Source organism: Tessaracoccus bendigoensis DSM 12906 (assembly GCF_900141915.1).
In the GTDB taxonomy this organism is placed as follows: Bacteria; Actinomycetota; Actinomycetes; order Propionibacteriales; family Propionibacteriaceae; genus Arachnia; species Arachnia bendigoensis.
Genome location: NZ_FQZG01000005.1, coordinates 57,288 through 83,208 on the forward strand (window position 1 = coordinate 57,288; position 25,921 = coordinate 83,208).

The following is a 25,921-nucleotide window of genomic DNA, read 5'->3' on the forward strand; positions in this document are numbered from 1 at the left end:
CCGGTAGCGTTGAAAGTGCTCGATTACGAGCCACAACCTACGGGAGGAACTTGTGAAGAAGTCACAAGAGCTGACGAAGGCCGCCGCGGAGACCGTCTCCGCCGCCGCCGAGTACTCAACGGCCGCACTCAAAGAAGGCCTGGACAGGGCCCAGGACCTGCTGGCGGAGGCCCAGAAGCAGGCCGCCCCCATGCTTCACGACGCCAAGGTCCGCACGGCCGACCTGGCCTCGAGGAAGCTGGACGATTTCGAGCCGCACATCAAGGAGACATTCGAGAAGGTCTCCCCTGCAGTCGACGCCGCGATGGACAAGGTCACCGATGACCTGCTCCCCAAGCTGCAGGACGCCCTCCACACCGCGGCCGGGCACGTCGTGGCGGAGGTGGAGGAGCCGAAGAAGAAGAGCAAGCTTCGTAAGGTGGGCAAGTTCCTCGCGATCAGCGCCCTCGTCGCAGGGGCGGTCGCCGCGGTGCGTCACTTCCTCGCTCCCAAGGACGACGGCTGGACCGCCCATGAGCCTTCCAAGGCATATGTCAACAACAACGACACCTTCTCCAACGCCGCCAAGTTCGCATCGGACATGGATGCGGCCACCGATGACGACGGCAACGACGAGGTGATCGTCTCGGCGGAAGAGGTTGACGATCAGGTCGACATGACGTCGGAGGGTGCGCCTGCGCCCCACGTGACCTACGTCACCGAATCGGATGCCTCCGGCTACGGTGAGGGGTCATACGTGGGCACCGAACCGCCGGAGGGCTATTCCATCAAGGGCAACGAGCGTTCCAAGAAGTACCACCTGCCCGGCACCGGTGGTTATGAGCGAACGATCGCCGAGGTGTGGTTCACGTCGGAAGAGGCTGCTGAGGCCGCCGGTTTCACCAAGGCTCAGCGTTAAGGAACCACTTCCCTAACCGAGTTCCCTTTGGAGGTCACCGGCCCATGTCCCTGGGCCGGTGACCTCCACCGATTCCAGCCCCTGCCAGGCTGCCGCCTCATACAGCAGCGGCGCCACCCGGCGGGCCAGGGCGCCGCGTCGCGCCACCGCATCAGGTTCGATGTGGGCGTGCTGGACCCGCAGCACCCCAGCGGCGCGGTCGCTCTTGAGATCGACGCGCCCGACGATGCGATCGTCGACGAGGACCGGCATCACGTAGTAGCCGTGGACCCGCTGCGCAGCGGGCGTGTAGATCGAGATCCGGTAGCGGAACCCGAAGAGGCGTTCGGCCCGGGGCCGGTGCCAGACGAGCGGGTCGAATGGCGACAACAGTGCCGCGGCCTCGACCGCCCTCGGTATGCGGGTGCCGACAGCCAGGAAAGCGGGCCTGTCCCAACCGTCGACGACGACCGGTTCCAGCTCTCCGTTTGCAACCAACCGGTCGACGGCCGCCTTGGCGGTGGCCATCCTGAGCCGCGGGTAGTCGGCCAGGTCGTCCAACGTCGCCACACCGTAGGTGGCAGCGGCTCTGCGGACCAATTCCAGGACCGCGTCGTCACGGGGCATGGACGTCCGCGCCTCCGGGGGCAGGACGTCGTCTGCCACGGCCAGTCGGCGTTCGAAGCGCCTGCGCCCGACGACGACAAGTTCGCCCCGCCGGAACAGCCAAGTCGCCGCCCAGTGGACATCGTTCCTGTTCCACCAGCCACCTCCCGTTGACACGTTCTGCGGATGCTCGAGTTCACGCACACACAACGGCCCGCGCTCAGCAAACTCACCCAGCACATCCGCGATCAGCGCGGCGTGCTCGGCACCCCAGGCCACGAACCCCGGCCTCATCGGCTGCTCACGATGCCACGCCCACAGCGGCCAGTCCGACACCGGTAGCACCGCGGCCTCATGGGCCACGTACTCGGTGTAGGCACCGAGCCCGGCGCCGTGGTCGTGCCTCAGGAGCCGGTCCAGTTCGGCGCGGTCGTAGGGCCCGATCCTCGCCAGGAGGGGCAGGTAGTGGCTTCGCTCGAAGACGTTGACCGAGTCGAGTTGCAGCACCCCCATCCTGGAGATGGTCCGGCGAAGCGCCGCCGCACCCGGCCGGGCTGGGCGCGCCCGGCCCAGCCCCTGAGCCGTGACGGCCACCCGCCTGGCCTGTTCAAGGCTGAGTCGTCGTGGCATGGGCCCAACAATAGGCAGGTTGTCCACAGATCCGGGCAGGTGCACGCAGTCGCTCGCGGGGCCAACTACTCTCTGCGCATGGTGACAGTCGTCCCGATCGCGTTGGCGGTCGCCTCCGCGCTGACCTGGCTCCTGGTGGTACCCGGGATCCGGATCGACGACGACGAGGCGCCCGATCTCAGCCGACTGGTGTCGTGGCGCTCGACGGTAGTGGTCGGCGCTGCAACGCTGCTCATGGCACAGGTGCTACGGGCAACACCCGTCGACCACTGGTGGCTCTGGGCGCCCTACCTCTGGTTGGGCGTGCCGCTCGTGGCCGTCGACCTGTGCACCACCTTCCTTCCGGCCCGACTCAACCACCTGACGCTCGGCGCCATGGCCGTGGCAGCGATCCCGATGACGCTCACGCAGCCGCGCCTCGGATTGTGGGCTGTGATCGGCGCAGCCGCGGTGTATGGGGTCTTCTACCTGGTCTGGAGGCTGGGGCTGGGGATCGGTTTCGGCGACGTCCGGTTGGCCGCCCTGATCGGGGCCGTATCGGGGCCGTCAGGCGCGCAAGGGGTCGCTGTTGCGGTCTTTGCAGGTACCGCTCTCGGGGCCGTCCATGCGCTCGCCCACCACGTCTGGGCATGCCGGGACGCGCGTCGCCCACGACACTTCGCATACGGCCCCGCGCTGTACGCAGGGCCCGTCCTCGCCGTCGGGTTGGGCGCTATCGCCGGGTAGCGGCGACCCAGGTTCCGAGGGTGTGCCCCGCCCGCCCTGAGTCGATGGCATTCTGGGCGTCGCGTAGCGGTTCACGCATCTGCTCAACCAGATCCTGCACCGTCGAGATGCCACGGTAGGCGAGCAACGCGGCCGCGGCGTTGAGGACGACGATGTCACGCACCGCCCCACGTTCACCTCCGACAACGTCTCGGACGACCTGCGCGTTGTGCGCCGCATCGCCCCCCGTCAGGTCATGGAAGGCGGCCGGCTGGAGCCCCAGGTCGGTCGGGTCGAGGACCGTGCGATGCACCCGCCCTTCTGAAATCAGCCACACGTCGGATGGCGATGTGGTGGTCAGCTCGTCGAGCCCGTCGAAGCCGCGGAACACCATGCCGCGGGTGCCTCGGTCGGCGAGCACTCGGGCGACGACCGGCGCGATGTCGTCGTTGGCCACGCCGAGCGCCATCGCCCGGGGCCGGGCCGGGTTGGCCAGCGGGCCCAGGAAGTTGAAGGTGGTCTGGATCCCCAACTGCTTGCGCACCCCTGCGACGGTCTTCATCGCCGGGTGGTAATGCTGCGCGAACAGGAAGACGATCCCGACCTCGTCGAGGATTGCGGCCTGCTTGTCGGGTTCCACGTCGAGCCGCACGCCGATCGATTCGAGGGTGTCGGCGGTGCCTGCCATTGAGGAGGCGGCACGCGAGCCGTGCTTGACGACTTTTGCCCCTGCTGCGGCCGCGACGATGGCTGCCATCGTGGACACGTTGACGGTGTTTGCCCGGTCGCCGCCTGTCCCGACGATGTCGACCGCGTCAGGGTCAAGACTGATGGGCATCGCTTTGGCGAGCATCGCGTCGGCCAGGCCCGCAATCTCGTCCTCCGTCTCCCCCTTCGCGCGCAGCGCCGTCAGCATCGCGGAGATCTGCACCTCGGAGGCCCGGCCGGAGAGAATCTCCGTGAGCGCCCAGTTGGCGGCACTCGCCTCAAGCCCCTCCCGCCGGATCAGCCCGGTCAGGATGTCGGGCCATGAGTACCCCGACATCAAGCCACCTGGGCCAGGCGCGCCCTGATCAGGTTCGCCACCTGCTGCGGCAGGGTGACCGGATCGATCGGGAACGGGGCGACCGCCTCGGCACGCGCCCAGGTGGCGAGCCAGGCGTCCGCCTCACGGCTGACGAGCAGCAGCACCGGCGGGCAGTCGACGTACTCGTCCTTGACCTGGTAGGCCATCCCGAACCCGCCCGACGGCTGCGCGTTGCCGTCGAAGATCATCAGCGTGTACTGCGTGCCCGCATCCAGTGTGCGCAGCAGCGCACCCTGGGTGGCCACCTCGGACACCTCGATCTCGGGCAGGTCGGAGGCCACCTTGCGGCCGAGGGCGAGCCGGACGGACTCGCGCACGATCCGATCATCGGAGAAAAGCAGCACCTTCACGGGAGCTTCAGACATCTGCGGTCATTCCTTTGCGTTGTCGCTGTCGACCGGGGGTCGAGGTTGCTTGCTGGTGTCATCGTAGCCGGGTCGGCCGCTCCTGGCCTGCGCGGCCTCCTCACGGTCCAACTGCCGGTCGATGCGCTTCGCCTCCCTGTTGGACTCCCTGATCCACTGGATGAAGATCGTGCCCATCGCCGCGAACATCGTCAGATCCCCGGTGGCCCACAACAGTCCACCTGCCCAGTTCTGGTCCGACATTGGAGACAACCCCCAGCTCCGGTCGAACGCCACGTACCAGTCCTCCGCTATCAGTCGGGTGGAGCCCATGATCGTCACACCGAGGAACGCGTGGAACGGCATCGTCAGCATGAACAGCAGGATCCGGATCGGGTAGGGCATCTTGATCGGCACGGGGTCCACCCCCAGCAGGGGGAAGAAGAACAGGCACCCGACAGTCACCAGGTACAGGTGCAGCATGTCGTGGAAGAAGTCGTTGCGCAGCGTCAGCTCGTACCAGCCCGTCATGTACAGGAGGAACGGGCTGGCCACCATCAAACCGGTCGTCAGGGGCGGAAACAGCAGCACCTTCGCGAACCCTGAGTGGAGAACCTTCAGCAGAAGGCCACGGGGACGCTTCGGCAAGGTGCGCAGCGCGAGAGTCACCGGCGCCCCGAACACGAGGAACACAGGCGCGATCATGTTGAGCAGCATGTGCTGGACCATGTGGGACCAGAACAGAACCGTGTCGTAGACGCCGAGGAAGCTGAAGGTGGCCACGGCGATCGATCCGAGGCCCAACCCGACGAAGGAGATGGTCCGCATCACCGGCCACGAGTCGCCCCTGGCCTTCAGCCGATGCACCCCCCAGAGGTACAACCCGCCGACGACCAGCAACGCCAACACCGCCACAAGCGGGAAGTCCCATGCCGTCAGGTACCGCCACCCCCGGAGCGGGACGATGTCATCATCCGGGTTCGCATGCATCGGAAACGCGGCCATCACCCCTGCAAACATGTGGCGCATTATCGCACTGGCACACAAACGATTGACAGGGGGGTGTCTCCAAGTTTCGCCTCCGGCGTGACCACAGGCGATTTTGCCGCAATAATGAGCCCGTGGCCACGAATCATGAAACCCTCACAGCACCGTCGGAGCTGCCAAGCGGCGCCCTGCACAAGGTGCCGTCCGCGCGATTGAACAAGCCCACGGGGCGCCCCGACACACTTTCGGTCGGCGTCATCGTGTGGCTGGCGAGCGAGCTCATGTTCTTCGGCGCGGTCTTCGCCGCCTACTTCTGGACGCGCAGCATCACGGGCGACGCCGCCGCCGCGGCGGGCACCCCGTCGATGTGGGAGACGAACAGCGCCCACCTCGATGTCACCTTCGCGAGCATCAACACCGCGATCCTGGTCCTGAGCTCCATCACCTGTCAGCTTGCGGTCAACGCAGGCGAGGCAAGGCGGGTCACCGGCTCCTGGTTAAACCCATTGAAGTGGGGGCTACGGCAGGGCTTCATGGTCACGATCGTGTTGGGTTCGGTGTTCGTGGCCGGGCAGGTGTGGGAGTACTTCACCTTGTTCAACGAGGGATACACCATCCAGACAAACCAGTACTGGTCGCTGTTCTTCCTCGCCACCGGTTTCCACGGCCTGCACGTCGTGGGTGGCGTCGTCGCCATGTGGTACGTCCTGGCCCGGTCGTTCATGACCCGTACCCACACCCACGAGCAGACTGTGGCCGCCCACGTCGTGTCCTACTACTGGCACTTCGTCGACGTGATCTGGATCCTGCTGTTCGGCGTCTTGTACTTCCTCCGCTAACCCTCGACCTGGAGACAGACTCGTGAAACTCCTCACCAAGTTCCGGCGGCATTCGCTCGCCCGGCCGGCTCTGCTGATCCTGGCGCTCGTCGTCGTCGGGTTGGGATACGCCGGGGTCAACCCGCAACGTTCCTCAGCCGAGACCGAGACAACGCAGCAGGTGGAACAGGGCAAGGCGCTGTTCGACCTGACCTGCTCGTCGTGCCATGGGCTCGGCGCCGAAGGAACTTCTCAGGGCCCCACGCTGATCGGCGTCGGGGCTGCCGCCGTCGACTTCCAGATGGGCACCGGGCGCATGCCCGCAGCGCGTCGGGAGGCCCAATTGCCAGTCCGCGAGGTCAACTACTCCCAGGAGCAGATCGAGGCGGTCGCCGCCTATGTCGCCTCCCTGGGTGCAGGGCCCGCGATCCCGAGCTCCGAACAGTACTCCCCGGAAGGGCTGAGCGACGACGAGATCGCCCGCGGCGGCAGCCTGTTCCGGGCCAACTGCTCCGCATGCCATGGCATCACCGGTGGTGGCGGCGCCATGCCTAACGGCAAGTTCGCACCGTCCCTGGTCGACACCTCGTCGAGGCACATCTACGAAGCGATGCGCACCGGCCCCCAACAGATGCCCACCTTCTCAAAGGACGTCATGCCCGATCAGAGTGTCCGGGAGATCATCGGGTACCTCGAAGACGCCAACGGGCAGCCCAACCACGGCGGGCTAACCATGGGCGACGCCGGCCCCGTGTCCGAGGGGCTGTGGGTCTTCATCATCGGTATCGGCGGCCTCTCCGTCGTTGCCACCTGGATCGCAAAGAAGGGGGCACGCGCACGATGAGCCACGACAACCTGCCTGTCAAGGACCCTGATCTGAGCCACGTGGTGGCCGATCCGGGCATTGAGGAGCACATCGAACGTTTCACGGACGCGGACAAGGGCGCGGGTAACCGCGCCTACACCGCCGTCCTGCTGATGCTGGCCGCGGTCCCGGTGCTCGCCATCGCGTTCGTGGTGATCTATTTCGCGGTGCCACGCGACGCCTACATCGATTTCGGTTGGCTGCACGCCAGCGCCATGAACGTCGGCCTCGGCGCAACGGGCGGGCTCGCGGTCCTATTGATCGGCGTCGCCGCCATCCAGTGGGCCCGCGCACTCATGGGCGATCATGAGTCCGTGGAGGAGCGCCACAGCGTGGCCTCGAACGCGGACGACCGTGCGCTGATCGCGCAGCAGTTCGCAGACGGTGTCGAGCAGTCCGGAGTCAAACGCCGACCGCTGCTGCTGGGGGCAATCGGCGGGGCACTCGGATTCAGCGTGATCCCTGCGGTGGTGCTGTTCGCCGACATGGGGCCGCACCCCGTGAAGAAGGTGCGGAGAGAGACCATCGAGACCACGATCTGGGCAGAGGAGGTCCTCCTGCTCAACGACGTCAACTGGCTCCCGCTCCGCCCCGAGATGCTCGAAGTGGGCCAACTGGTCAACGCGCAGCCCGAAACCCTGCTCGAACTGCACGGCACCGAGTACATGATCGAGAAGGCGAAGTCCCCGATCGTCGTCGTGCGGATGGATCCCGAGTCGATCCGCATCCCGGAATCCCGCCGGGACTGGCAGGTCTCCGGCATCCTTGCCTATTCGAAGATTTGCACACACGTCGGCTGCCCAATCTCGCTGTGGGAGCGCCAGACGCACCACCTGCTCTGCCCCTGCCACCAGTCGACGTTCGACCTCGGCGACAGCGGCCTGGTGGTCTTCGGACCCGCGGCCCGCGCACTCCCCCAGTTGCCCATCAGGGTCAACGAAGACGGCTACCTGGTCGCGCAGAGCGACTTCACCGTCCCCGTCGGCCCCAGCTTCTTCGAGCGCGACTCGCGCAACGACTTCGTGAAAGGTGACAACTGATGGCTAGACCCACCAGCGTCGTCGACTCGTCACCCGACGTCGAGGCCCGCGAGGCCGATTCGACCAACTCGTCCCAGACCGGTGGTGTCCTAGGGTGGGCCGACGACCGCCTCGGGCTGGCCAAACTCGGGCGCAGCGGCCTCCTGCGCAAGGTCTTTCCTGACCACTGGTCGTTCCTACTCGGCGAGATCGCGCTCTACTCATTCATCGTGCTCCTACTGACCGGCGTGTTCCTGACAATCTGGTTCAAGCCGTCCATGGCCGAGATTGAGTACGACGGCTCCTATCAACTGTTGAAGGGCCTGCCGGTCTCGGAGGCGTTCGCTTCGACGCTGAACATCAGCTTCGACGTGCGTGGCGGCCTCCTAGTGCGCCAGATCCACCACTGGGCGGCGCTGCTGTTCGTGGCCGCAGCCTTCGTCCACATGCTGCGAGTGTTCTTCACGGGGGCATTCCGTAAGCCCCGTGAGGTCAACTGGTTGATCGGCATCGGCCTGATGTCGATGTCCCTGATCGCTGGGTTCGCAGGCTACTCGCTGCCGGACGATCTGCTTTCGGGCACCGGGCTCCGGTTCGTTGACGGCCTGATTCGCTCCGTCCCCATCATCGGAACCTGGGCCGAGTTCTTCGTCTTCGGCGGCGAGTTCCCCGGCTCGATCCTGATCCCCCGGCTTTACATGGTGCACATCCTGCTGGTCCCGGGTCTGTTGCTCGGTCTGGTCGCGGCGCACCTGGCGTTGGTGTTCTACTACAAGCACACGCAGTACCCCGGCCCCGGGCGCTCGGACAACAACGTGGTCGGATACCCGCTTTTCCCCGTCTACATGGCAAAGGCCGGCGGCTTCTTCTTCATCGTGTTCGGTTTCCTGGTTCTCATGGGGGGCCTTTTCCAGATCAATCCGGTGTGGCTGTACGGCCCCTACGACCCGGCGAAGGTAACCGCAGGCTCCCAGCCCGACTGGTACATGGGCTGGGTCGAGGGCGCGATCCGTATCATGCCCAACCTCGAGTCCCACTGGGGTCCGACCACCTGGTCGTGGGCCATCTTCCTGCCCGGCGTCGGTTTGATGGGGCTCCTGTTCGGAGCCTTGGCGGTGTGGCCGTTCGTTGAGGCCTGGTTGACGGGCGACAAACGGGAACACCATGTCCTTGACCGGCCCCGCAACGCTCCGACCCGTACCGCGCTGGGCGTCGCGGGCATCACCTGCTACGCCATGTTCTGGCTCGCCGGTGGCAACGACATCATCGCCACCCGATTCCACCTGAGCCTGAATGCGATCACGGTATTCATGCGGGTCGCGGTGTTCGTCGCACCGGTGATCGCTTTCATCGTCACCAAACGCATCTGCCTCAGCCTCCAGCGGTCCGACCGCGAACGCACGCTGCACGGCTCCGAGGACGGCGTGATCGTCCGCTCCCCTGAGGGTGGCTACTCGGAGGCCCACGTGGCGTTGTCGCAGGATGAGGCGTTCGCCCTCACCCAGCACCTACAACATGAACCGCTTGCGGTGTCCTCCGACACCGACGATGCCGGTGTGGCCAAGAAGCAACAGGTCGGCCGGGTACGTGCGGCCCTTTCCCGCTGGTTCCTCGGTGCGGACGTGCAGAAGCCGACGGTCCGTGAGATCGAGCACGCGGATCACCATGGCGAGCTTCCCGAGGTCGAATCGTCCGATGACGGAAAGCCGCAACTGCACTGAGTTGCAACCAACGGGTGAGGGCCCAGCCGATCGGCTGGGCCCTCACCCGTTGAGTCGGCTCCTCCACTGATTGCGCCGGGGCACACCGGCGGAGCGACCCCGCCGCGATACTGCCGTACGCTGTTGCCCGTGCATTTCCTTGACCAGCGACCCAGCTATGACCTGACCTACAACGACGTGTTCATGGTTCCGAGCCGATCGAACGTAGCCTCCAGGCTCGATGTCGACCTGACGTCGGCCGACGGTCTGGCGACCCCGACGCCGCTCGTGGCGGCCAACATGACGGCCGTGTCGGGTCGCCGGATGGCCGAGACCATGGCCCGCCGGGGCGGTCTCGCGATCTACCCACAGGACATCCCATCTGAGGTGGTGGCGGCGTCCATCGGCAAGGTGAAGGCCGCCAGCCCCGTGTTCGACATCGCGGTGACGGTCTCACCAGACACCACCGTCGGCGAGACCTTGCTGCTTATCAGCAAACGCTCACACGGTGTGGCCGTCGTCATCGACGACGACCGCCACGTGCTTGGGCTGGTGTCCCCGCAGGATGCCTCTAGCTCCGACCGATTCGCGCAGGCCAAGGATGTGATGGCCAGCGACGTGACACGGGTCACTTCTGACACCGCACCTGCCGACGTGTTCGCTCTGCTCTCAGAGCAGCATCAGGAGATCGCCGTGGCGGTAGACCCCGCTGGCCGCCTGGTGGGTGTTATGACGATGAAGGGAGCGCTGCGCAGCGGCATCTACTCACCTGCGCTCGACGACCAGGGTCGACTTCGGGCCGGGGTCGCCGTCGGCATCAACGGGGACATTCAGGCAAAGGTCCATGCCGCCCTCAACGCACAAGCCGATGTGATCGTGATGGACACCGCGCACGGCCACCAGGAGAAGATGATCTCCGCACTCGGCCGCGCGCGCGAGGCACGGGACGCGTTCACCGCCGAGACGGGTCGTCACGTGCTCATCGTGGCTGGCAACGTCGTCACGGCTACCGGTTGTGACGACCTGATCGACGCGGGAGCCGACATCCTAAAGGTGGGCGTCGGACCAGGTGCGATGTGTACCACCCGCATGCAGACCGGCGTGGGCCGACCCCAGTTCTCTGCGGTGCTCGAATGCGCAGAGGCCGCCAGGGAACGTGGAAAGGCCGTGTGGGCCGACGGGGGCGTAAGGCACCCCCGCGACGTCGCCCTCGCCCTGGCAGCGGGTGCAGGGTCCGTGATGATCGGCTCATGGTTCGCAGGCACACACGAGTCGACCGGTGACCAGCTCACAGACCATCAGGGTCGCAGCTACAAGGAGTCCTTCGGGATGGCCTCGGCGCGCGCGGTGCGGCAACGCACCCGGGAGCAGTCGGCCTACCAGCGCGCCCGCGCAGCGATGTTCGAGGAAGGCATCTCATCCTCACGGATGTACCTAGACCCACGCCGCCCCGGCGTGGAGGACCTGATCGACTGGATCACCTCCGGCGTGCGCTCGTCGTGCACCTACGCCGGTGCCCGGAGCCTTCCTGAGTTCGCGGACCGCGCCGTCGTGGGCGTCCAGTCCGGGTCCGGTTTCGAGGAAGGTCGCCCACTCGACCAGAGCTGGTAGACCGGTGTTGTCACGCTGGTTGTCCGGCTTCTTCGGGTTGAACGACGACTTCGTCCGGCCGGTCCCCGGCCGTTCGTGGCGCACCGACTGGATCATTGCAGCGGTGCTCTCGCTCGTCTCGGTGGCGACCCTGATGTACATGCGTGATCTCAGCTCCGAGATGCTCGACTACCTGCCCGTGGTGCCCTCGTGCGTCGCCATTCTCGTCGCCGGGGTGTTGATCACCTTTCGCCGCAGGTTCCCCATCGGGGTGCTGTTGCTCGCTAGCGGTGCCCACTTCGTCATCGTCGGGGTGGCCCTTCCCGCGGTCGCGTCAATCGGCGGCATGCAGGTGCTCTACTTCCTCGGCATCTACACGGCCATGGCCTATGCCCGCAACCGGCAGTCGTTGGCCCTGGGCGTGGGGCTGGTGTTGTTCGCCATGGTCGTCTGGCTGGTCGCGGCGGACAGTTACGCCCGAGCAACCGCACCGGACGAGTTCCAGCCGACACTCTGGTACTACTTCGGCACGACCGTGCTGAACTTCGCCTACTTCGGGGCCGCGATCTGGCTCGGTCGCCAGGCCTGGCTACAGGCGAAGGCCGCCTCCGAACTCGCCACCAGCCGCGATCTCGTCCGCGACCAGGGCGCCCGACTCGCTGAGCAGGCGGTGGTGGCCGAACGGCTTCGCATCGCGAGGGATCTGCATGATTCGGTGGCCCACCACATCTCCCTCATCGGCGTCCAGACTGCTGCCGCCCGGCGCACCATGGGCTCGCACCCCGAGGTTGCGGCGCAGGCGATGCTGGAGGTCGAATCCATGTCGCGGGAAGCCGTCTCCGAGCTACGCGGCATGCTCGGCTCACTGCGTGATGTGCCGGATGAAGGCAACGGGGCCCGCACGATCGACGGCCTCGCCGCACTCGCGGATGAGTCAAGTGTCAATGGGCTTCTGGTCAGCTACCAACTTGTCGGTGAGCCCGCAGAGGCCCAGACGATCACCCCGATGCAGGCCGGCCAACTTCTCCGGATCGCTCAGGAGGCCGTCACCAACATCCGGCGGCACTCGACCGCCTCCGAGGCCCGCATCGTCGTGCGCCTGGGCAGGTCGATCGAGATGGAGATCACCGACAACGGACGCCCGGTCCTGAGCGCCCCCGGGACAGGGCTTGGCCAGGTCGGAATCCGGGAACGGGTCGCCGCGCTCGGTGGGACTGTTGAATTGGGCCCGCGCAGCACCGTCGGCTACCGGGTCCGCGTCACCCTGCCCAGGAGGATCGAATCATGATCCGGGTCGCGCTAGTCGACGACCAGGTACTCATCCGCCGGGCCTTCTCCCTCATGCTGAGTATCGAGGAGGACATCGAACTGGTCGGGGAGGCCGGTGACGGCGATGAGGCGATCGCGCTGGTCGCCGCCGAGGGACCGGAAATCGTGCTCATGGACATCGAGATGCCTCGCCGTAACGGCCTGGATGCCACCCGGATCATCCGTGCGTCCGGGAGCACCCAGGTGATCATCCTGACCACCTTCGACCGCGACGACTACCTGTTCGAAGCACTGGAGGCCGGGGCCGCAGGCTTCCTTCTGAAGAACAGCGAGCCTGAGCGATTGCTGGAGGCGATCCGGACCGTGGCTGAGGGCGGTGCGCTGCTCGCTCCCGAGGTGACCCGGCGGGTGATCACACAGGCCCTGCATGGGCACCGGGCAGGATCAACCGATCAGGCTGTGGAGAGACTCACCGAACGTGAGTTCGATGTGCTCCGGGAGGTGGCCGCGGGGCTCAGCAACGCAGAGATCGCCGCTCGACTGGTCGTCAGCGAAGCCACGGTCAAGACCCATGTCTCAAGTATGCTCGGCAAGCTCGGTGTCCGGGACCGGGTGCAGGCCGTGATCTACGCGTACGAGAACGGGCTCGTCGTCCGCTGAGCCCCGGACCCGGGCCCGCTATCCGAGCAGCACCAAGACGACCAGGCACGAATCGGTGACTGTGCACCGTCGCCATTCGGATGCTCTCATCCGATCGGATGAGGTCGACCCGTCAACGTTGGCCCTTGTGACCGATGCGTTCCCGGGGCCTTTCCGACATGCTGGATGTCATGTTGGACATTGACTCCGTTACCCGAAGATTCGGCGATCTGACCGCCCTCGACAACGTCTCGTTCTCGGTGCCCGACGGCGCCTTCACGGGCTTCGTGGGAGGCAACGGCGCAGGCAAGACCACCACCATGCGCATCATCATGGGCGTTCTCGCCGCATCGTCAGGAGAGGTGCGATGGAACGGACAGCCGTTGACGCAGTGCGACCGCTCCGAGTTCGGCTACATGCCAGAAGAGCGCGGACTCTACCCAAAGCAACCGATCCTCCCGCAGCTCACCTATCTCGGCGAGTTGCACGGGTTGTCCTCCCGCGACGCCAGGCGGGCCGCGACCGTTCTGCTCACCAGGTTCGGGCTCGGTGATCGTCTCAAGGACAAGCTTGAGAAGCTCTCTCTCGGTAACCAGCAGCGGGTGCAGATCGCGGGCGCCCTCATCGCCTCACCGAAAGCCCTGATCCTCGACGAACCGTTCAGCGGGCTCGACCCAGACGCCGTCGATGAGATGTTCTCGTTGTTGGCCGAGTTCACCAAACGGGGCGTTCCGGTTCTGTTCTCCTCGCATCAACTCGACCTCGTCGAACGACTTTGCGACCAGATCGTGATCCTCCGCAAGGGTGAAGTCGTCGCGAAGGGCTCCGTCGAGCAACTCCGAGACTCGGGCGAGACCCACCACCGCATCGTTGCCCGGGACGACCTCGGCTGGTTGCGGGACAGGACCGGTGTCACGGTCATCGACCTGGACGGGCCCAGGGCCGAGGTGGCCCTCGCCGATGAGGCCGTGGCGCAGGCGGTGCTGGCCGAGGCACTGGGGCGCGGTCCGGTTCACGACTTCGGACCTATCGTCCGACCACTCAGCGACTACTACAGGGAGGTGACCCGATGACGCACCAGCCCATCCCCGAAAGAAGGGTCAAGGCCGCCTGGTTGATCGTCGCGCGCCGCGAGATCATTGCCCAGCTCACCGACAAGGCGTTCTGGATTGGAACGCTCAGCACCCTGGCCATCATCGTGCTGAGTTTCCTGGTCGTCGGCCTCATGGGCGGAGAGACCTCACCGTCCAAGGTGGCCGTGTCGACGGACACAGCCGAGGCAGTGGTGACGCAGGCCACCAGGACTGGCGGGAACGTCGCCGCTGTCCGGGTCGATGATGACCTACTCCGCACCACGGTCGAGGACGGCGAGGCCGACGCAGCCCTGTCCTACACAGAGTCCGACGGTTGGCTCCTGGCCGTCAAGAACCTGAGCGACGCCCCAGACCTCGCAGAGGCGGTGCGCACGGTACAGATCGAGAGCAATTCGGTCGCCTTGGGCGTTGACGCCGGGGAGGTCCTGGCGGGAACCACTTTGACCACGGTGCCGCTGGATGGCGACGATGGCACCGCGCTCGCCATCATCGTCGCCACGTTCGCGTTCTCGATCCTGTTCATGCTCGCGGCGGTGACCTACGGCATGCAGATCGCCCAGTCCGTCGTCACCGAGAAGGAGTCAAGAATTGTCGAGATCCTGGCTGCCGCGGTTCCGATCCGTTCGCTCCTGATCGGGAAGGTGGTGGGCAACACGTTGATGGCCCTCAGCCAGGTAATCCTGCTGGTGACCGTTTCCCTCGTCGGGTTGAGTTTCACGCCATACAAGCCGTTGATCGCCCTCGTCGCCCCGGTCGCCGGTTGGTTCGTCCTGTTCTTCCTCGTCGGCTTCGCGGCCCTGGCCTGCCTGTGGGCGGCCGCCGGTGCCATGGCCACACGGGTGCAGGATCTGAGCCAGACGACCACCCCCCTGATGATGGTCGTGATGGCGGCCTATATGACAGGCCTTTTCGCCAGGGGGACGGTGGCCGAGGTGCTCTCGTATGTGCCGATCACCTCCACCGTGATCATGCCTGGACGGCTACTCAGCGGTGAGGCGGACTGGGTGAACGCCCTGCTTGCACTGTTCGTTGCGGCGGCGTTCATGGGTCTGGCGATCTGGATCGGAGCGTTGGTCTACCGGCGCAGCCTGATGCAGACCAACTCCGTCATGTCGTACAGGCAGCTGTTCAGCAGGACGGACTGAGAGCCGACTGCGCTGGCCCCACCGCATGTTCACGATAAGAGCCCACCCCCGTCGGGGGTGGGCTCTTATCACAGGAATCGAGAGGCGATCAGTGCTTGTAATCGCCCCGGTAGAACTGAAGTAGCCAACCGGAGCATGCCCAGACGCCGATCACGATACCGATGATCGAGATCCACGCCTGGTGCAGCGCTGGGCCGAGGGCGATCACCGCGAGAGTGACGGCGCACCAGAAGGGCCACATGCTGCTGGGCGCGAAAAACCCCACGTCACCCGCCGCTTCGACAACCTCGGCATCAGGGCGGTCCTCGGGCCGGGGGTCGAAGCTCCGCGCGGTCAGCGCGAGGTACCCGGCGATCATTCCACCGAGTAGGCCCGCAAATCCGAGCACAAACGTGCCCGCGATCTCATGCGACATCACCCAGTAGACGGGCGTGACGATCAGAAAGAAGATGAAGATGAACCAGAAGACCCACTTCTCCGGCTTCACTTGTGGGCCCCTTCCACTTCGTTGTAGTCATTCCGCCCGAGTAGTTCACCGGGATCGGCCTGATGGTCGTCGTTTACGAGCTCAGGCCGTGCCAGGTCCAGGGCCGGGCTGTTGGACCGCACCCGCGGCAGCTTCTCGAAGTTGTGCCGCGGCGGCGGGCACGAGGTGGCCCATTCGAGCGAACGCCCCCAGCCCCACGGGTCGTTGACCTGGACGCTGGGCGACTTGCGGGTGATCCAGACGTTCCACAGGAAGGGCAACATGCTAACCCCGAGCAGGAACGCGCCGAATGTCGAGACCTGGTTGAGGAAGGTGAATCCTGTCCAGGCGCCGTAGTCGGCGATCCGTCGCTGCATGCCCTCAACACCCAGCCAGTGCTGCACCAGGAACGTGGTGTGGAATCCGATGAAGAGGGTCCAGAAGTGGATCTTGCCCCAGGTCTCGTTGAGCATCTTCCCGGTGAACTTCGGCCACCAGTAGTAGAAGCCGGCGAACATGGCGAACACCACCGTACCGAAGAGCACGTAGTGGAAATGGGCCACGACGAAGTACGTGTCGGAGACGGGGAAGTTGAGGGCCGGTGAAGCGAGGATGATGCCGGTGAGGCCACCGAAGAGGAACGTCACGAGGAACCCGATGGCGAACGTCATGGACGTGTTGAGAGTCAATGACCCACGCCACAAGGTACCGATCCAGTTGAAGAACTTCACACCTGTCGGCACCGCAATCATGAAGGTCATGAACGAGAAGAAGGGAAGATTGACGGCACCGGTGACGAACATGTGGTGTGCCCACACCGAGATCGAGAGGGCACCAATGGCCAACGTCGCGAAGACCAGACCGTAATACCCGAACACCGGCTTGCGGCTGAAGGCGCTGAGCACCTCGGTGATGATGCCGAAGAACGGCAGCGCGATGACGTAGACCTCCGGGTGCCCGAAGAACCAGAACAGGTGCTGCCACAGGATCGCACCGCCCGAGGCCGGGTCGAGCACGTTGCTGCCGAGCACCCTGTCCGCCGCGAGAACCAACAGACCCGCCGCGAGGACCGGGAAGCAGATCAGGATCATCATCGACGTGACGAGGATGTTCCAGGAGAAAATCGGCATCCGGAACATCGTGAGGCCGGGCGCGCGCATTGTGATGATGGTGGTGACGAAGTTCACCGCTCCGAGGATGGACGAAAGACCCAACAGATAGAGCCCCATGATCCAGAGATCGTGGCCGACGCCCGGTGAGTGGATCGAGTTCGACAATGGCGCGTAGGCGAACCACCCGAAGCTGGCGGCGCCGCCCGGGCTGGCGAACCCTGCGCAGGCCATGATCGAGCCGAACAGGTAAAGCCAGTACGCGAAGGAATTGAGCCGAGGGAACGCGACGTCAGGGGCGCCGAGTTGCAGCGGCAGGATGGCATTGGCGAAGCCCGAGAACATCGGGGTGGCGAACATGAGCAGCATGATCGTGCCGTGCATGGTGAAGAACTGATTGAACGTCTCAAAGTTCATGAAGTCCATGCCGGGGTTGGCCAGCTCCGCCCGGATCCCAAGGGCCAGCAGACCACCGAGACCGAAGAAGACAAACGCGGTCACGAAGTACATGTTGCCGATGACCTTGTGGTCGGTGGTGGTCAGGTACTTCATGGCCTTCTGGCCGAAGGACACATGTGTCCGGGTGCCCGTCTCCTCGACGAGCCGCGTGCGTGCCGCTACGGATGCGCTACTCATCACTTGTGCTCCTCAGGTGCTGCGGTTGGCAGGACGGCCTGCAGCGCGTCTTCCAGCTTGAGTTCTCCTGCTCCGCCGTTGGCGGCAAGTTCCCTGACCCGCTCGGCGTATTCCTCCTCAGAAACGACGTGCACGGTGAACAGCATCATGGCGTGCTTCTCGCCGCACAATTCTGCACACTTGCCGTCGAAGGTGCCCAGCCGGTTCGGCGTGGCATCGAAGGAGTTCGGGTGTCCCGGGATCACGTCGAGCTTGAAGTAGAAAGCCGGGACCCAGAACGAATGGATCACGTCCGCGGATTCGAGATTGAACCGGACGCGCTGATTGATCGGGAGGTACAGGTCGGGCAACGACTCGACGGTACCCACGACGTGCGCATTGGTACCGATCGCCGGGTTGTCCTCCTCCATGTAGTTGAAGGTCCAGGACCATTTCTGCCCGATCACGTTGATGACCGTGTCCGGCTCCTCCTCCTGCTGGATCATGGCGTCCTGGGCCTTGACCGTGTAGAAGAACAGAACGCCGATGATCAGGAACGGGACCAGCGTGTAGAGGAGCTCGAGCGGCAGGTGGTAGGCCGTCTGGCGTGGCGCCGGCGCATCGCCTTCCTTGCGTCGGTACCGCACGACGGCCCAGCCGATGAGGCCCCAGACCAGCGCCCCGATCACAAAGGATGCGATCCAGGCACCGACCCAGAGGTTGCCGACATTCGGTGCCTCCGCTGTGGCCGCCTCCGGTAGGCCGAACCGGGCCCCCTGCCCGGAGCACGCCGTCAGGGCGGCAAGCGTCAGGGGGGTGGCGACCAGTAGACCAGCGCGGGTCCTTCGCCGACGTGATGGCGCAGATTCGCGACTCACAAGTTGCCCTTCCGATCAGGTGTCTTACCAGCCCACCAACTCAGGAAGGAGCGATGGGCACCGCTGCTGGAGCCACCTTAACGCAAAAAGCCACCCCGGTGGAGCGTCTCCAACCGGGGTGGCGTACCATCGGGCCGTTTCGGCTCAGTGGAAGGAATCTCCGCAGGCGCAGGAGCCCTGCGCATTGGGGTTGTCGATAGTGAACCCCTGCTTCTCGATCGTGTCCACGAAGTCGATGCTCGCGCCACCCAGGTAGGGCGCGCTCATCTTGTCTGTGACGACGCTGACCCCGTCGTAGTCGGTGACGACGTCACCGTCCAGCGCACGGTCGTCGAAGTACAACTGGTAGCGCAGACCCGAGCAGCCACCCGGCTGGACGGCGATGCGCAGCGACAGGTCCTCGCGGCCCTCGGCAGCGAGCAGGGAACGCACCTTCTGCACGGCGATGTCGGTCAGGACGACGCCGACGGCGGTCTGGGTATCAGTCACGTTGGGCTCCATGTTTCAAGTGGATCGTGTAAAAGCAACACGTCGCAGTCTACGCCGCCGCACGTGGTTTCCCCAGCCGCGCCATTTCGTCCAGAGCGAACCTCACCAGATCCAGGTGCGCGCGACATGCGCCGCCACCTCGCCGAGGCGCCGAGGTTCCGCATTCCCGTCCCCGGCCCCCCGCAGCAGCGGGTATGCGGCCTCGAAACCGGCGAGCCGCAACTCCCTCGACGACACGAAGTTGCGCCCGACGATCCCGATCACGGGACGGAGCGCCTCGGTTGCCAAGGCTGCGACCCGTTTGACCACGGGACCACCGAGGGCATGGAAATCCAGCGACTCAGCCCCTGTCACGACCAGGTCTGCTCGCGCAATCGTCGAAGCCAACCCGAAGCGGTCGGCGAGGAAGCCGAGAGGATCGGCGACCACCCCACCGATCCCTTGGATGAGGAGCCCCAGACCACCTGCGGCGCCCGAACCGGGGGCCGGAGCCAGACCCAGTTCCGCGGCCCAACGTTCGGCCTCCAGGTCCGCGGCCAGAACCTGCGCGAGGTCGGCACCCTTTGCCCTGAGTTCTATCGATGCATGGCCTGCCAGCCCGGTGAGTTCACGGTCGACCTGCGACTCCTGCACGAGTGCCACGACACGCCGACCGGCACAGGCACGGCGCAACGCTTCGAGCGCACCTCGCGGATCTGGGCCGAGAGCACCGCGCCCCAGGTCGTCGCACTCGATGGTCGTCAGGTCGAGCACGATCGACGGGGCGTCCACGGCCAGGGCCTCGACAAGTTCTCCGGGAGTGCGCGGCGAGGCGACGTGGAACTCCGGGGCGCTGGCGGCCAACCCCTCGCGCAGTGGGCGGCCGATGACGCCCAGTTGCACCACGGCCACCTCGGCACCCTGGCCCGCGAAGGCGGCCGCGATCGCCTCCGACGCCCCGGCCGGGCTGAGGCCGGCCAGAGCATCAGAGGCGACGACGACCCTCACAGGCCGGTCGACTCCGCGTCGGCTTCGTTGAGTTCGTCTTCGGCGTCTGGGATGAGGCCGTAGTACTCGGTGGTGGAGCGCAGCAGTTCACGCACCTCCTCCAGTTTCACGTCGATGTCCGGCAGCACCAGGTCGGACTCGGCGATCATGTCCGCCGGGACCTCGACGCCTACCCGACGAATTCCTTCACCGAGAGCCGCGAGCGCCGCGATCATCCCCGGCTCGTCACCGGCTTCCACCCTCTCCTCGAACACCCGGTCGAGTTCGTTGAGCTCGAGGAGATCCTCCGGCTGCAGAACCCACTGCCCTTGCCCCATGATCCGCACAATCATGACTGCGACCCCTGAGCCGGCCAGTCGCCGGCGTCGGCGGCCTGGGACGGGTTGGCCCCGGCTTGGAGTTCGGGGCGAGCCGCAGCGGCTCCCCCGGTCAGCTGGGCCTTCATGGCCGCCAGTTCACTCTCGATGCTGTTATCGGACGCCAACATGTCCAACTCGTGGGTGATGTCGTCGGTGACAGTTCCGGTCGGGTCGTCGAGCGCCCCGGAGGCCAGTAGTTCGTCCACCGCGGACGCCCGGGCCTGCAACTCCAGCGTCTTGTCCTCGGCACGCTGGATGGCCATACCGACGTCGCTCATCTCCTCGGAGATGCCGGTGAATGCTTCGTTGATGCGGGTCTGCGCCTCCGCCGCGGAATAGGAAGCCTTGATGGTCTCCTTGCGGGTCCGGAACGCATCCACCTTGGCCTGAAGCCTGGCGCTCGCGCGCACCAACTTCTCTTCCTCGGCCTGGAGTTGGGCGTGCTGTGCCTGCAGGTCATTGAGCTGGGTCTGGAGCCCCGCCTTGCGGGTGAGCGCCTCCCGCGCGAGGTCTTCGCGGTTGGACTCGAGCGCACGCTGGGCGGCGTTCTGCATCCGCTCGACCTCGGAGTTGAGCTTGTTCGCCTGTAGTTCGACCCGCTTTCGGCTCGTGGCTACGTCTGCCACGCCTCGACGCACGTTCTGCAGCAGTTCCAACTGCTTCTGATACGAGTAGTCGAGCGTCTCCCGAGGGTCTTCGTACTTGTCGAGGACCTTGTTCGTCTTCGATTTGAAGACGAGGGATATGCGTTCAAAGATGCTAGCCACGAGGTTTCCTTTCAGGAACGTGCGGTGTCCGGGTCAACGTTAGCGCGGCGTGGGGCGACCCGAGGGCTGCGGCGCCCCCCAGATAGCCCTGAGATTATCCCGAGGCGACGGGGTAGAATGTGGCACCTGACCCCCTGCCGCAAAGGAACCAGACTACCGTGGGACTCTTCCGTCCGTACGAGCGCAACGAGAGCGCCGCGACCAGCGACCAGATCGCGACCCTTACCCCCAAAGGCCAGAAGGCCGCAGCCAAGGCCGACTCGAAGGAGGCCAGATCGGCGGCCGGTCCTGTCGAGGCCCCCACCCCGGTGGAGCCCGCCGACGACAAGATCCAGGTGACTCGCAGCAAGACCGAGCCCACCCGGTCACGGCGGCAGGCAGAGGCAGACCGCATGGAGAGGCTCCATCCGACCCTCACGCCACGACAGCAGCGTAAGGCGTCGTCCAAGGCCCGTCGGGCGGCCCGCATGGAGGCCATGGACAAGATTGAGAACTCTGCGGAGCGCTCCTTCGCGCGTGACTATCTGGACACGCGTTGGACCGTAAACGAGTTCATGCTTCCCGCGTTCATCCTGCTGATGGCCGCCACCATGGCCACGATGACAAACGTCATGCTCTCCAGCTACATCCTGTTGGGCATGTGGCTCATCATCGCAATGGTCATCGTCAACACATTCCTCATCTGGCGAGGGTTCAAGAAGGAGTTCACGAGGAGATTCCCCAACTCCTCCCTCAAGGGGCTGCTTTCCTACATCCTCAACCGATCCATCATGCTGCGCCGTTTCCGCCAGCCGGGTCCGCGCATCAAGCGCGGTGATCCGGTCTGATGAGTTACCGCTGGCAGCCAGGGTCGGGCACATACGACCTGCGGGCGCTCGAGGATGACGGGCTGCTGGGCACGTTCGACTCACAGGCGGCGGCGGAGGAATGGCTCGCACTCAACTACGACGACCTGCATCTGCAAGGCGTCATGGATGTGAGCCTCCTCGAGGAGGACCGCCTCGTGTACGGCCCGATGCCCCTGACCCCCTGAGCTCACCCGGCCAGGGGTCCGGGACCAACCGGGCGTCTGCGATCCTGGACGATCAGTACCGATCCGAACGCGACGATCCCGATCCCTGCCAGCATCGCAAAGGGCGCCTGCCCACGAGCCACCGCGATCCGATCCTCATAGCGCTGAACCTTGCCGCCCTCCTCGTTCGTGAGGCTGGAGTACTGGCAGGAATCCCCCGGCCCCATCTCCACGCCTCGACACGATGTGGACGGCGCCACGAAGGACACGATCCCCCATAGGCTCACTGCGATCCCGGCAACCACGAAGGCCCAGAGCCCGATGCGCTTGATCATGCGGGCCAACGTAGCGCCCCGAGGCGCCAAGGCCAATCGGATCACCGGATCCATGGCAGTGCCGGAGCAGAAACCGATCTGTGTCGACGCCGGGGAATTGGGGGTTGTGGACCTCGCCCGGTTGAGGGGCTGAACCTCCCCTGGGCCAGTAGTGTGGGTCGGGTGAGCCGAACCCCTGTGAACCTGAGTATCGCCAAATCCCTGCCTAAGACCGCCGACGCACTCGTCGTCGGTCTCGTGACCATCAAACAGGACGAGACCGCCGTTGTGGGCGTCTCCGCGGACCTCGACAAGGCCTATGTGGCCACCTATGGATGCACGGTCATGGCCATGGCCACCGCGCTCGGGGCGGGCGCCTCCGCCGAGGCGGTCACGGTGCTACCTGCAGTGGGCGGCACACGCGTGGTCGTGGTCGGCCTTGAGGACGCCGATGTGACGCCCGAGCGGTTGCGGCGCGCCGCCGGTAACGGCCTTCGCACCCTCATCGGCATGGACGACGCTGACCGTTGGGAGGTCGCGGTGTCCCTCGAAGCCATCGACCCCGAACTGGTCAAGGCCACAGCAGAAGGGGCCATTCTCGGCTCCTACCGCTTTGACAAGGTCACATCAACCCAGAGCGAGGCTCCTGTTGCATCGATCACCCTGATCGCCGCCAGCGTTTCCGGGGATCAGAAGGCGGCCATCGTTGCGGCTGAGACAACCGCCTCCGCGGTGTGCCAGGCCCGGGACTGGACCAACACTCCCCCCAACCTGCTCTACCCCGAGACATTCGCCGAATCCGCCCGGGCCCACGTCCGCGACGCCAGGATCGCCGTCGAGATCCTCGACGAGAAGGCCCTTGAGCGCGGCGGCTACGGTGGCCTGCTCGCCGTCGGAGGGGGTTCCGCCAGGGGCCCACGCCTCGTCCGCCTCTCCTACTCCCCGCGCGGAGCTTCGCGGCATCTCGCATTGGTGGGCAAGGGCATCACCTTCGATTCGGGTGGCCTCGACATCAAACCGGCAGGGCAGATGGCTGGCATGAAGTGCGACATGTCCGGGGCCGCGGCGGTCATCGCCTCGATCAGGGCGATCGCCGACCTGGGCTTGAAGGTCAAGGTGACCGCCTACGCCGCGATGGCGGAGAACATGCCTTCGGGAAGTGCGTACCGTTCGAGCGACGTCCTGACGATGTTCGACGGTCAGACGGTCGAGAACGCCAACACAGACGCCGAGGGTCGACTCGTGATGGCCGATGCGATCGGGCGCGCCGGCCAGGACAAGCCGGACCTGATCGTCGACATCGCCACCCTGACAGGTGCGTGCATGGTTGCCCTCGGCCTGCGCACCGCCGGCCTGATCACCAACGGTGAAGCGACGTCAGACCTCCTGCTGGACTCCGCCGAGGCAGCCGGCGAGGATTTCTGGGAACTGCCGCTGAACGATCACACGCGCTCACTCCTCAAGTCCAACGTCGCCGACATGCGCTCCGGTTCACCCCAGAGATGGGGCGGGGCCCTTGTGGCGGGCGCGTTCCTCGAGCGATTCGTACCTTCCGGGGTGGCGTGGGCGCACCTGGACATCGCAGGCCCGGCCGACAATGTCGACGAGCCGTACGGCTACGTGCCGAAGGGCGGGACAGGCATGGGCGTCAGGACGCTGATCGCCCTGGCCACTCAACTGGCCGAGAACGACTAGTCGCCCCGCGACGCACGCTTGGCGCGGAGCCCGTACTCACGCATCCGTTTGGGGTACGGGACCACACCGGCGTCGTAGCAGGGGATGGAGTGGTCGTCGGCGAACTTGTAGCCGAACTCCGCGCTCGGCAGCCCTCTCCTGGTCGACTCACCGTCGTAGGCGACCAGCAGGATCGACGGCGGATTGAACGAGGTGGGTTGCTCGACCCACGCTTCGACTCCCCTCCGTGTGTCCACGAAGGCCAAGAGATGGTCGCGCACCGCATCGGGTACGAGCTCGGCCTCCTTAGCCAGCTGCACCTGCTTCTTACGACGGCCGAACCAACCCACGGCCCCATTATGTCCGATAGGCCCCACCCGCCTCCACTGGAGCGCTTTCACGGGCACCGCGTCACTGTTCTGAGACACTGTCTTCCATGAACCGTGACTTCGACCTTGCGATCCTCGGTGCCGGCTCGGCCGGCTACGCGTGCGCCCTGCGCGCCGCCCAGCTAGGGCTGAGCGTCGCACTGATTGATGAAGGTCCACTCGGCGGCACCTGCCTGCACCGAGGTTGCATCCCCACCAAGGCTTGGCTTCAGGCTGCGAAGGTACGCCGGACGGTCGCGAAAGCCAGCGCGTTCGGCGTCGATGCGCAACTCGGTGGCGTTGAGGCGGGCCAAGTCGGCAGGTACGCGGACGGGGTGGTCAAGTCGCTACACAAGGGGCTCACCGGCCTGATCTCCTCGCGTGGCATCACCGTCATCCCTGAACGTGGTGTCCTGACAGCAGACGACGGACGTGGGCCAGGTATCGAGACGGGCGGAAGGACACACCGCGCCGGGGCAGTGGTAATCGCAACCGGGGCCTCTCCGATCACGCTCGGGCTGCCCATCGACGGTGAGCGCATCATGACCAGCGACCAGGCCCTCCGCATCACGTCTCTCCCCACCAGGGCCGTGGTGCTGGGTGGTGGCGTCATCGGTGTGGAGTTCGCGTCAATGTGGGTGGACCTCGGGGTAGCGGTGACCCTGATCGAGGCGACCGACCGTCTGCTACCCGCCGAGGAGCCGGGGCATTCCAGGATCCTGGCAAAGGAACTCGCAAAGCGTGGCGTCGACATCCGCCTGGGTACCGCGGTCACGGGTGCCGTGGCCACCGGAGACTGCGTAACAGTATCCGTCGAAGACGGGGAAATCGACACCGATCTCCTGCTCGTCGCGGTGGGTCGGCGTCCGGCCAGCGCTGGGATCGGGCTGGAGGAGGCAGGCATCGCCATCGCCTCCACCGGTCACGTCGTGGTCGACGACCGGCTCCAGACCTCGGCGCGCGGAGTGTTCGCAGCCGGGGATCTCGTCTCAGGGCCGCAGTTGGCCCACCGCGGATATGCCCACGGCATGTACCTGGCAGAGCTCATCGCCCAGCTGCAGGGTCGCTCGGATTCGACCCCTGCCCTGCCCCGCGACAGCGACATCGCCCGGGTCACCTACTCAAGCCCTCAGGTCGCCTCTGTCGGCCTGACCGCGGCTCAGGCGGGCCCGGACGCAGAAGTGGTCGACTACCACCTGACCGGAAATGGTCGGGCACAGATCCTGCGCGCACCGGGTGAAAGGGAGACGGGAGTGGCCAGGCTCGTCCGCCGCGCCGGCGGCGAGATCGTCGGCGTCCACCTGGTAGGCGAGGATGTCTCGGAGCTGATCTCCGAGGGTGCGCTTCTGGTCGGCTGGCAGGCCACGCCCGAGGATGTGGCGGGGATCGTGCACCCCCATCCGAGCCTCAGCGAGTCGATTGCGGAGGCTAACTGGGCTTTGACCGGACGGGCTCTGCACATGCACTCCTGATTGGCATATAGGCTGGACCTGTTCAAGCGGTAAGCG

The 25,921-nt window shown here is 65.7% G+C and carries 28 protein-coding genes; 15 read left to right on the forward strand and 13 right to left on the reverse strand.

Going from position 1 to position 25,921, the window contains the following annotated elements; all coding sequences use genetic code 11:
- Positions 1 to 52: 52 nt before the first annotated feature.
- The gene (locus tag BUC15_RS21050; RefSeq protein ID WP_073185709.1) at positions 53 to 898 is read left to right on the forward strand and encodes a sunset domain-containing protein; all 846 of its coding nucleotides are present in this window, start codon (positions 53 to 55) and stop codon (positions 896 to 898) included.
- A gap of 12 nt (positions 899 to 910) precedes the next feature.
- On the opposite strand, the gene BUC15_RS01355 is transcribed toward BUC15_RS21050, so the two are convergent.
- A complete protein-coding gene (locus tag BUC15_RS01355) occupies positions 911 to 2,113 on the reverse strand; it encodes a winged helix-turn-helix domain-containing protein (RefSeq protein ID WP_073185711.1) in 1,203 nt (400 codons plus the stop codon).
- A gap of 78 nt (positions 2,114 to 2,191) precedes the next feature.
- On the opposite strand from BUC15_RS01355, the gene BUC15_RS01360 reads away from it, so the two are divergent.
- Complete coding sequence (locus tag BUC15_RS01360; RefSeq protein WP_139280046.1) at positions 2,192 to 2,839, forward strand: prepilin peptidase; 648 nt, start codon at positions 2,192 to 2,194, stop codon at positions 2,837 to 2,839.
- Here the strand turns inward: BUC15_RS01360 and trpD are convergent.
- From trpD to BUC15_RS01375, 3 genes are read right to left on the reverse strand one after another with little or no spacing between them, the layout of a single operon-like run.
- On the reverse strand, positions 2,826 to 3,863 hold the full coding sequence (gene trpD / locus BUC15_RS01365) for an anthranilate phosphoribosyltransferase (protein WP_073185715.1): 1,038 nt from the start codon (positions 3,861 to 3,863) through the stop codon (positions 2,826 to 2,828). The two genes, BUC15_RS01360 and trpD, sit on opposite strands and share 14 nt — an antisense overlap.
- Positions 3,863 to 4,270 carry a response regulator gene (locus BUC15_RS01370; protein ID WP_073185718.1) on the reverse strand — a complete coding sequence of 136 codons (408 nt, stop codon included), beginning with the start codon at positions 4,268 to 4,270 and terminating at the stop codon, positions 3,863 to 3,865. Before BUC15_RS01370 ends, trpD begins: the two co-directional genes overlap by 1 nt.
- Before the next feature lie 6 nt (positions 4,271 to 4,276).
- Entirely contained in the window at positions 4,277 to 5,269 is a 993-nt protein-coding gene (locus tag BUC15_RS01375; protein WP_073185720.1) for a cytochrome c oxidase assembly protein, read from the reverse strand.
- A gap of 101 nt (positions 5,270 to 5,370) precedes the next feature.
- Between BUC15_RS01375 and ctaE the strand changes: the two genes are divergently transcribed.
- The 9 genes from ctaE to BUC15_RS01420 all read left to right on the forward strand — a co-directional run bounded on the left by ctaE (position 5,371) and on the right by BUC15_RS01420 (position 15,375).
- On the forward strand, positions 5,371 to 6,075 hold the full coding sequence (ctaE, locus tag BUC15_RS01380) for an aa3-type cytochrome oxidase subunit III (protein WP_073185722.1): 705 nt from the start codon (positions 5,371 to 5,373) through the stop codon (positions 6,073 to 6,075).
- Between the two features lie 22 nt (positions 6,076 to 6,097).
- The gene (gene qcrC, locus BUC15_RS01385; protein WP_073185724.1) at positions 6,098 to 6,898 is read left to right on the forward strand and encodes a cytochrome bc1 complex diheme cytochrome c subunit; all 801 of its coding nucleotides are present in this window, start codon (positions 6,098 to 6,100) and stop codon (positions 6,896 to 6,898) included.
- A complete protein-coding gene (gene qcrA / locus BUC15_RS01390) occupies positions 6,895 to 7,959 on the forward strand; it encodes a cytochrome bc1 complex Rieske iron-sulfur subunit (RefSeq protein ID WP_073185726.1) in 1,065 nt (354 codons plus the stop codon). The genes qcrC and qcrA overlap by 4 nt, the downstream gene beginning before the upstream one ends.
- Positions 7,959 to 9,659, forward strand: coding sequence for a cytochrome bc1 complex cytochrome b subunit (gene qcrB, locus BUC15_RS01395; RefSeq protein ID WP_073185728.1), 1,701 nt, complete (start codon positions 7,959 to 7,961; stop codon positions 9,657 to 9,659). The genes qcrA and qcrB overlap by 1 nt, the downstream gene beginning before the upstream one ends.
- Before the next feature lie 129 nt (positions 9,660 to 9,788).
- On the forward strand, positions 9,789 to 11,249 hold the full coding sequence (locus BUC15_RS01400; RefSeq protein WP_073185730.1) for a GuaB1 family IMP dehydrogenase-related protein: 1,461 nt from the start codon (positions 9,789 to 9,791) through the stop codon (positions 11,247 to 11,249).
- Between the two features lie 4 nt (positions 11,250 to 11,253).
- Positions 11,254 to 12,516, forward strand: a complete 1,263-nt coding sequence (locus tag BUC15_RS01405; RefSeq protein WP_073185733.1) for a sensor histidine kinase — start codon at positions 11,254 to 11,256, stop codon at positions 12,514 to 12,516.
- Positions 12,513 to 13,157: a response regulator gene (locus BUC15_RS01410; RefSeq protein WP_073185735.1), complete on the forward strand. Its 645-nt coding sequence runs from the start codon at positions 12,513 to 12,515 to the stop codon at positions 13,155 to 13,157. The genes BUC15_RS01405 and BUC15_RS01410 overlap by 4 nt, the downstream gene beginning before the upstream one ends.
- A 170-nt stretch (positions 13,158 to 13,327) precedes the next feature.
- Positions 13,328 to 14,209 carry an ABC transporter ATP-binding protein gene (locus tag BUC15_RS01415; RefSeq protein WP_073185823.1) on the forward strand — a complete coding sequence of 294 codons (882 nt, stop codon included), beginning with the start codon at positions 13,328 to 13,330 and terminating at the stop codon, positions 14,207 to 14,209.
- The gene (locus BUC15_RS01420) at positions 14,206 to 15,375 is read left to right on the forward strand and encodes an ABC transporter permease (RefSeq protein ID WP_073185737.1); all 1,170 of its coding nucleotides are present in this window, start codon (positions 14,206 to 14,208) and stop codon (positions 15,373 to 15,375) included. The genes BUC15_RS01415 and BUC15_RS01420 overlap by 4 nt, the downstream gene beginning before the upstream one ends.
- Positions 15,376 to 15,463: 88 nt before the next feature.
- Here the strand turns inward: BUC15_RS01420 and ctaF are convergent, their stop codons facing one another.
- From ctaF to BUC15_RS01455, 7 genes are all read right to left on the reverse strand, one after another.
- Positions 15,464 to 15,862 (reverse strand): aa3-type cytochrome oxidase subunit IV, encoded by a 399-nt coding sequence (gene ctaF, locus BUC15_RS01425; RefSeq protein WP_073185739.1) that lies wholly within the window; start codon positions 15,860 to 15,862, stop codon positions 15,464 to 15,466.
- On the reverse strand, positions 15,859 to 17,523 hold the full coding sequence (ctaD, locus tag BUC15_RS01430) for an aa3-type cytochrome oxidase subunit I (RefSeq protein WP_483887634.1): 1,665 nt from the start codon (positions 17,521 to 17,523) through the stop codon (positions 15,859 to 15,861). Before ctaD ends, ctaF begins: the two co-directional genes overlap by 4 nt.
- A 62-nt stretch (positions 17,524 to 17,585) precedes the next feature.
- On the reverse strand, positions 17,586 to 18,443 hold the full coding sequence (ctaC, locus tag BUC15_RS01435; RefSeq protein ID WP_245787847.1) for an aa3-type cytochrome oxidase subunit II: 858 nt from the start codon (positions 18,441 to 18,443) through the stop codon (positions 17,586 to 17,588).
- 144 nt (positions 18,444 to 18,587) lie between these two features.
- Complete coding sequence (locus BUC15_RS01440; protein WP_073185744.1) at positions 18,588 to 18,944, reverse strand: HesB/IscA family protein; 357 nt, start codon at positions 18,942 to 18,944, stop codon at positions 18,588 to 18,590.
- A gap of 90 nt (positions 18,945 to 19,034) precedes the next feature.
- Positions 19,035 to 19,919 (reverse strand): glycerate kinase, encoded by an 885-nt coding sequence (locus BUC15_RS01445; RefSeq protein ID WP_073185746.1) that lies wholly within the window; start codon positions 19,917 to 19,919, stop codon positions 19,035 to 19,037.
- Complete coding sequence (gene pspAA, locus BUC15_RS01450; protein ID WP_073185749.1) at positions 19,916 to 20,251, reverse strand: PspA-associated protein PspAA; 336 nt, start codon at positions 20,249 to 20,251, stop codon at positions 19,916 to 19,918. The genes BUC15_RS01445 and pspAA overlap by 4 nt, the downstream gene beginning before the upstream one ends.
- Positions 20,248 to 21,045 carry a PspA/IM30 family protein gene (locus tag BUC15_RS01455; RefSeq protein WP_073185751.1) on the reverse strand — a complete coding sequence of 266 codons (798 nt, stop codon included), beginning with the start codon at positions 21,043 to 21,045 and terminating at the stop codon, positions 20,248 to 20,250. Before BUC15_RS01455 ends, pspAA begins: the two co-directional genes overlap by 4 nt.
- A 158-nt stretch (positions 21,046 to 21,203) precedes the next feature.
- Here BUC15_RS01455 and BUC15_RS01460 point away from each other — a divergent pair, with 158 nt between their 5' ends.
- Positions 21,204 to 21,872: a DUF3043 domain-containing protein gene (locus BUC15_RS01460; RefSeq protein ID WP_073185754.1), complete on the forward strand. Its 669-nt coding sequence runs from the start codon at positions 21,204 to 21,206 to the stop codon at positions 21,870 to 21,872.
- Positions 21,872 to 22,078, forward strand: a complete 207-nt coding sequence (locus BUC15_RS01465; protein ID WP_073185756.1) for a hypothetical protein — start codon at positions 21,872 to 21,874, stop codon at positions 22,076 to 22,078. The genes BUC15_RS01460 and BUC15_RS01465 overlap by 1 nt, the downstream gene beginning before the upstream one ends.
- A gap of 2 nt (positions 22,079 to 22,080) precedes the next feature.
- On the opposite strand, the gene BUC15_RS01470 is transcribed toward BUC15_RS01465, so the two are convergent.
- The gene (locus BUC15_RS01470; protein ID WP_073185825.1) at positions 22,081 to 22,392 is read right to left on the reverse strand and encodes a hypothetical protein; all 312 of its coding nucleotides are present in this window, start codon (positions 22,390 to 22,392) and stop codon (positions 22,081 to 22,083) included.
- A 162-nt stretch (positions 22,393 to 22,554) separates the two neighbouring features.
- On the opposite strand from BUC15_RS01470, the gene BUC15_RS01475 reads away from it, so the two are divergent.
- Positions 22,555 to 24,066 carry a leucyl aminopeptidase gene (locus BUC15_RS01475; RefSeq protein WP_084189276.1) on the forward strand — a complete coding sequence of 504 codons (1,512 nt, stop codon included), beginning with the start codon at positions 22,555 to 22,557 and terminating at the stop codon, positions 24,064 to 24,066.
- On the opposite strand, the gene BUC15_RS01480 is transcribed toward BUC15_RS01475, so the two are convergent.
- On the reverse strand, positions 24,063 to 24,395 hold the full coding sequence (locus tag BUC15_RS01480; protein WP_073185760.1) for a hypothetical protein: 333 nt from the start codon (positions 24,393 to 24,395) through the stop codon (positions 24,063 to 24,065). The two genes, BUC15_RS01475 and BUC15_RS01480, sit on opposite strands and share 4 nt — an antisense overlap.
- 86 nt (positions 24,396 to 24,481) lie before the next feature.
- Between BUC15_RS01480 and BUC15_RS01485 the strand changes: the two genes are divergently transcribed.
- The gene (locus tag BUC15_RS01485) at positions 24,482 to 25,885 is read left to right on the forward strand and encodes an FAD-dependent oxidoreductase (RefSeq protein WP_073185763.1); all 1,404 of its coding nucleotides are present in this window, start codon (positions 24,482 to 24,484) and stop codon (positions 25,883 to 25,885) included.
- The last annotated feature ends 36 nt before the right edge of the window (positions 25,886 to 25,921 follow it).

What these genes read in the sequence shown, in the direction of transcription:
- BUC15_RS01420 (WP_073185737.1), top strand. Translation starts at nt 14,206, where the DNA reads ATGACGCACCAGCCCATCCCCGAAAGAAGGGTCAAGGCCGCCTGGTTG.
- BUC15_RS01465 (WP_073185756.1), top strand. Translation starts at nt 21,872, where the DNA reads ATGAGTTACCGCTGGCAGCCAGGGTCGGGCACATACGACCTGCGGGCG.
- qcrB (WP_073185728.1), top strand. Translation starts at nt 7,959, where the DNA reads ATGGCTAGACCCACCAGCGTCGTCGACTCGTCACCCGACGTCGAGGCC.
- BUC15_RS01370 (WP_073185718.1), bottom strand. Translation starts at nt 4,270, where the DNA reads ATGTCTGAAGCTCCCGTGAAGGTGCTGCTTTTCTCCGATGATCGGATC.
- BUC15_RS01470 (WP_073185825.1), bottom strand. Translation starts at nt 22,392, where the DNA reads ATGATCAAGCGCATCGGGCTCTGGGCCTTCGTGGTTGCCGGGATCGCA.
- BUC15_RS01485 (WP_073185763.1), top strand. Translation starts at nt 24,482, where the DNA reads ATGAACCGTGACTTCGACCTTGCGATCCTCGGTGCCGGCTCGGCCGGC.
- BUC15_RS01415 (WP_073185823.1), top strand. Translation starts at nt 13,328, where the DNA reads ATGTTGGACATTGACTCCGTTACCCGAAGATTCGGCGATCTGACCGCC.
- BUC15_RS01440 (WP_073185744.1), bottom strand. Translation starts at nt 18,944, where the DNA reads ATGGAGCCCAACGTGACTGATACCCAGACCGCCGTCGGCGTCGTCCTG.
- qcrA (WP_073185726.1), top strand. Translation starts at nt 6,895, where the DNA reads ATGAGCCACGACAACCTGCCTGTCAAGGACCCTGATCTGAGCCACGTG.
- BUC15_RS01360 (WP_139280046.1), top strand. Translation starts at nt 2,192, where the DNA reads ATGGTGACAGTCGTCCCGATCGCGTTGGCGGTCGCCTCCGCGCTGACC.
- trpD (WP_073185715.1), bottom strand. Translation starts at nt 3,863, where the DNA reads ATGTCGGGGTACTCATGGCCCGACATCCTGACCGGGCTGATCCGGCGG.
- BUC15_RS01410 (WP_073185735.1), top strand. Translation starts at nt 12,513, where the DNA reads ATGATCCGGGTCGCGCTAGTCGACGACCAGGTACTCATCCGCCGGGCC.
- BUC15_RS01375 (WP_073185720.1), bottom strand. Translation starts at nt 5,269, where the DNA reads ATGTTTGCAGGGGTGATGGCCGCGTTTCCGATGCATGCGAACCCGGAT.
- BUC15_RS01355 (WP_073185711.1), bottom strand. Translation starts at nt 2,113, where the DNA reads ATGCCACGACGACTCAGCCTTGAACAGGCCAGGCGGGTGGCCGTCACG.
- pspAA (WP_073185749.1), bottom strand. Translation starts at nt 20,251, where the DNA reads ATGATTGTGCGGATCATGGGGCAAGGGCAGTGGGTTCTGCAGCCGGAG.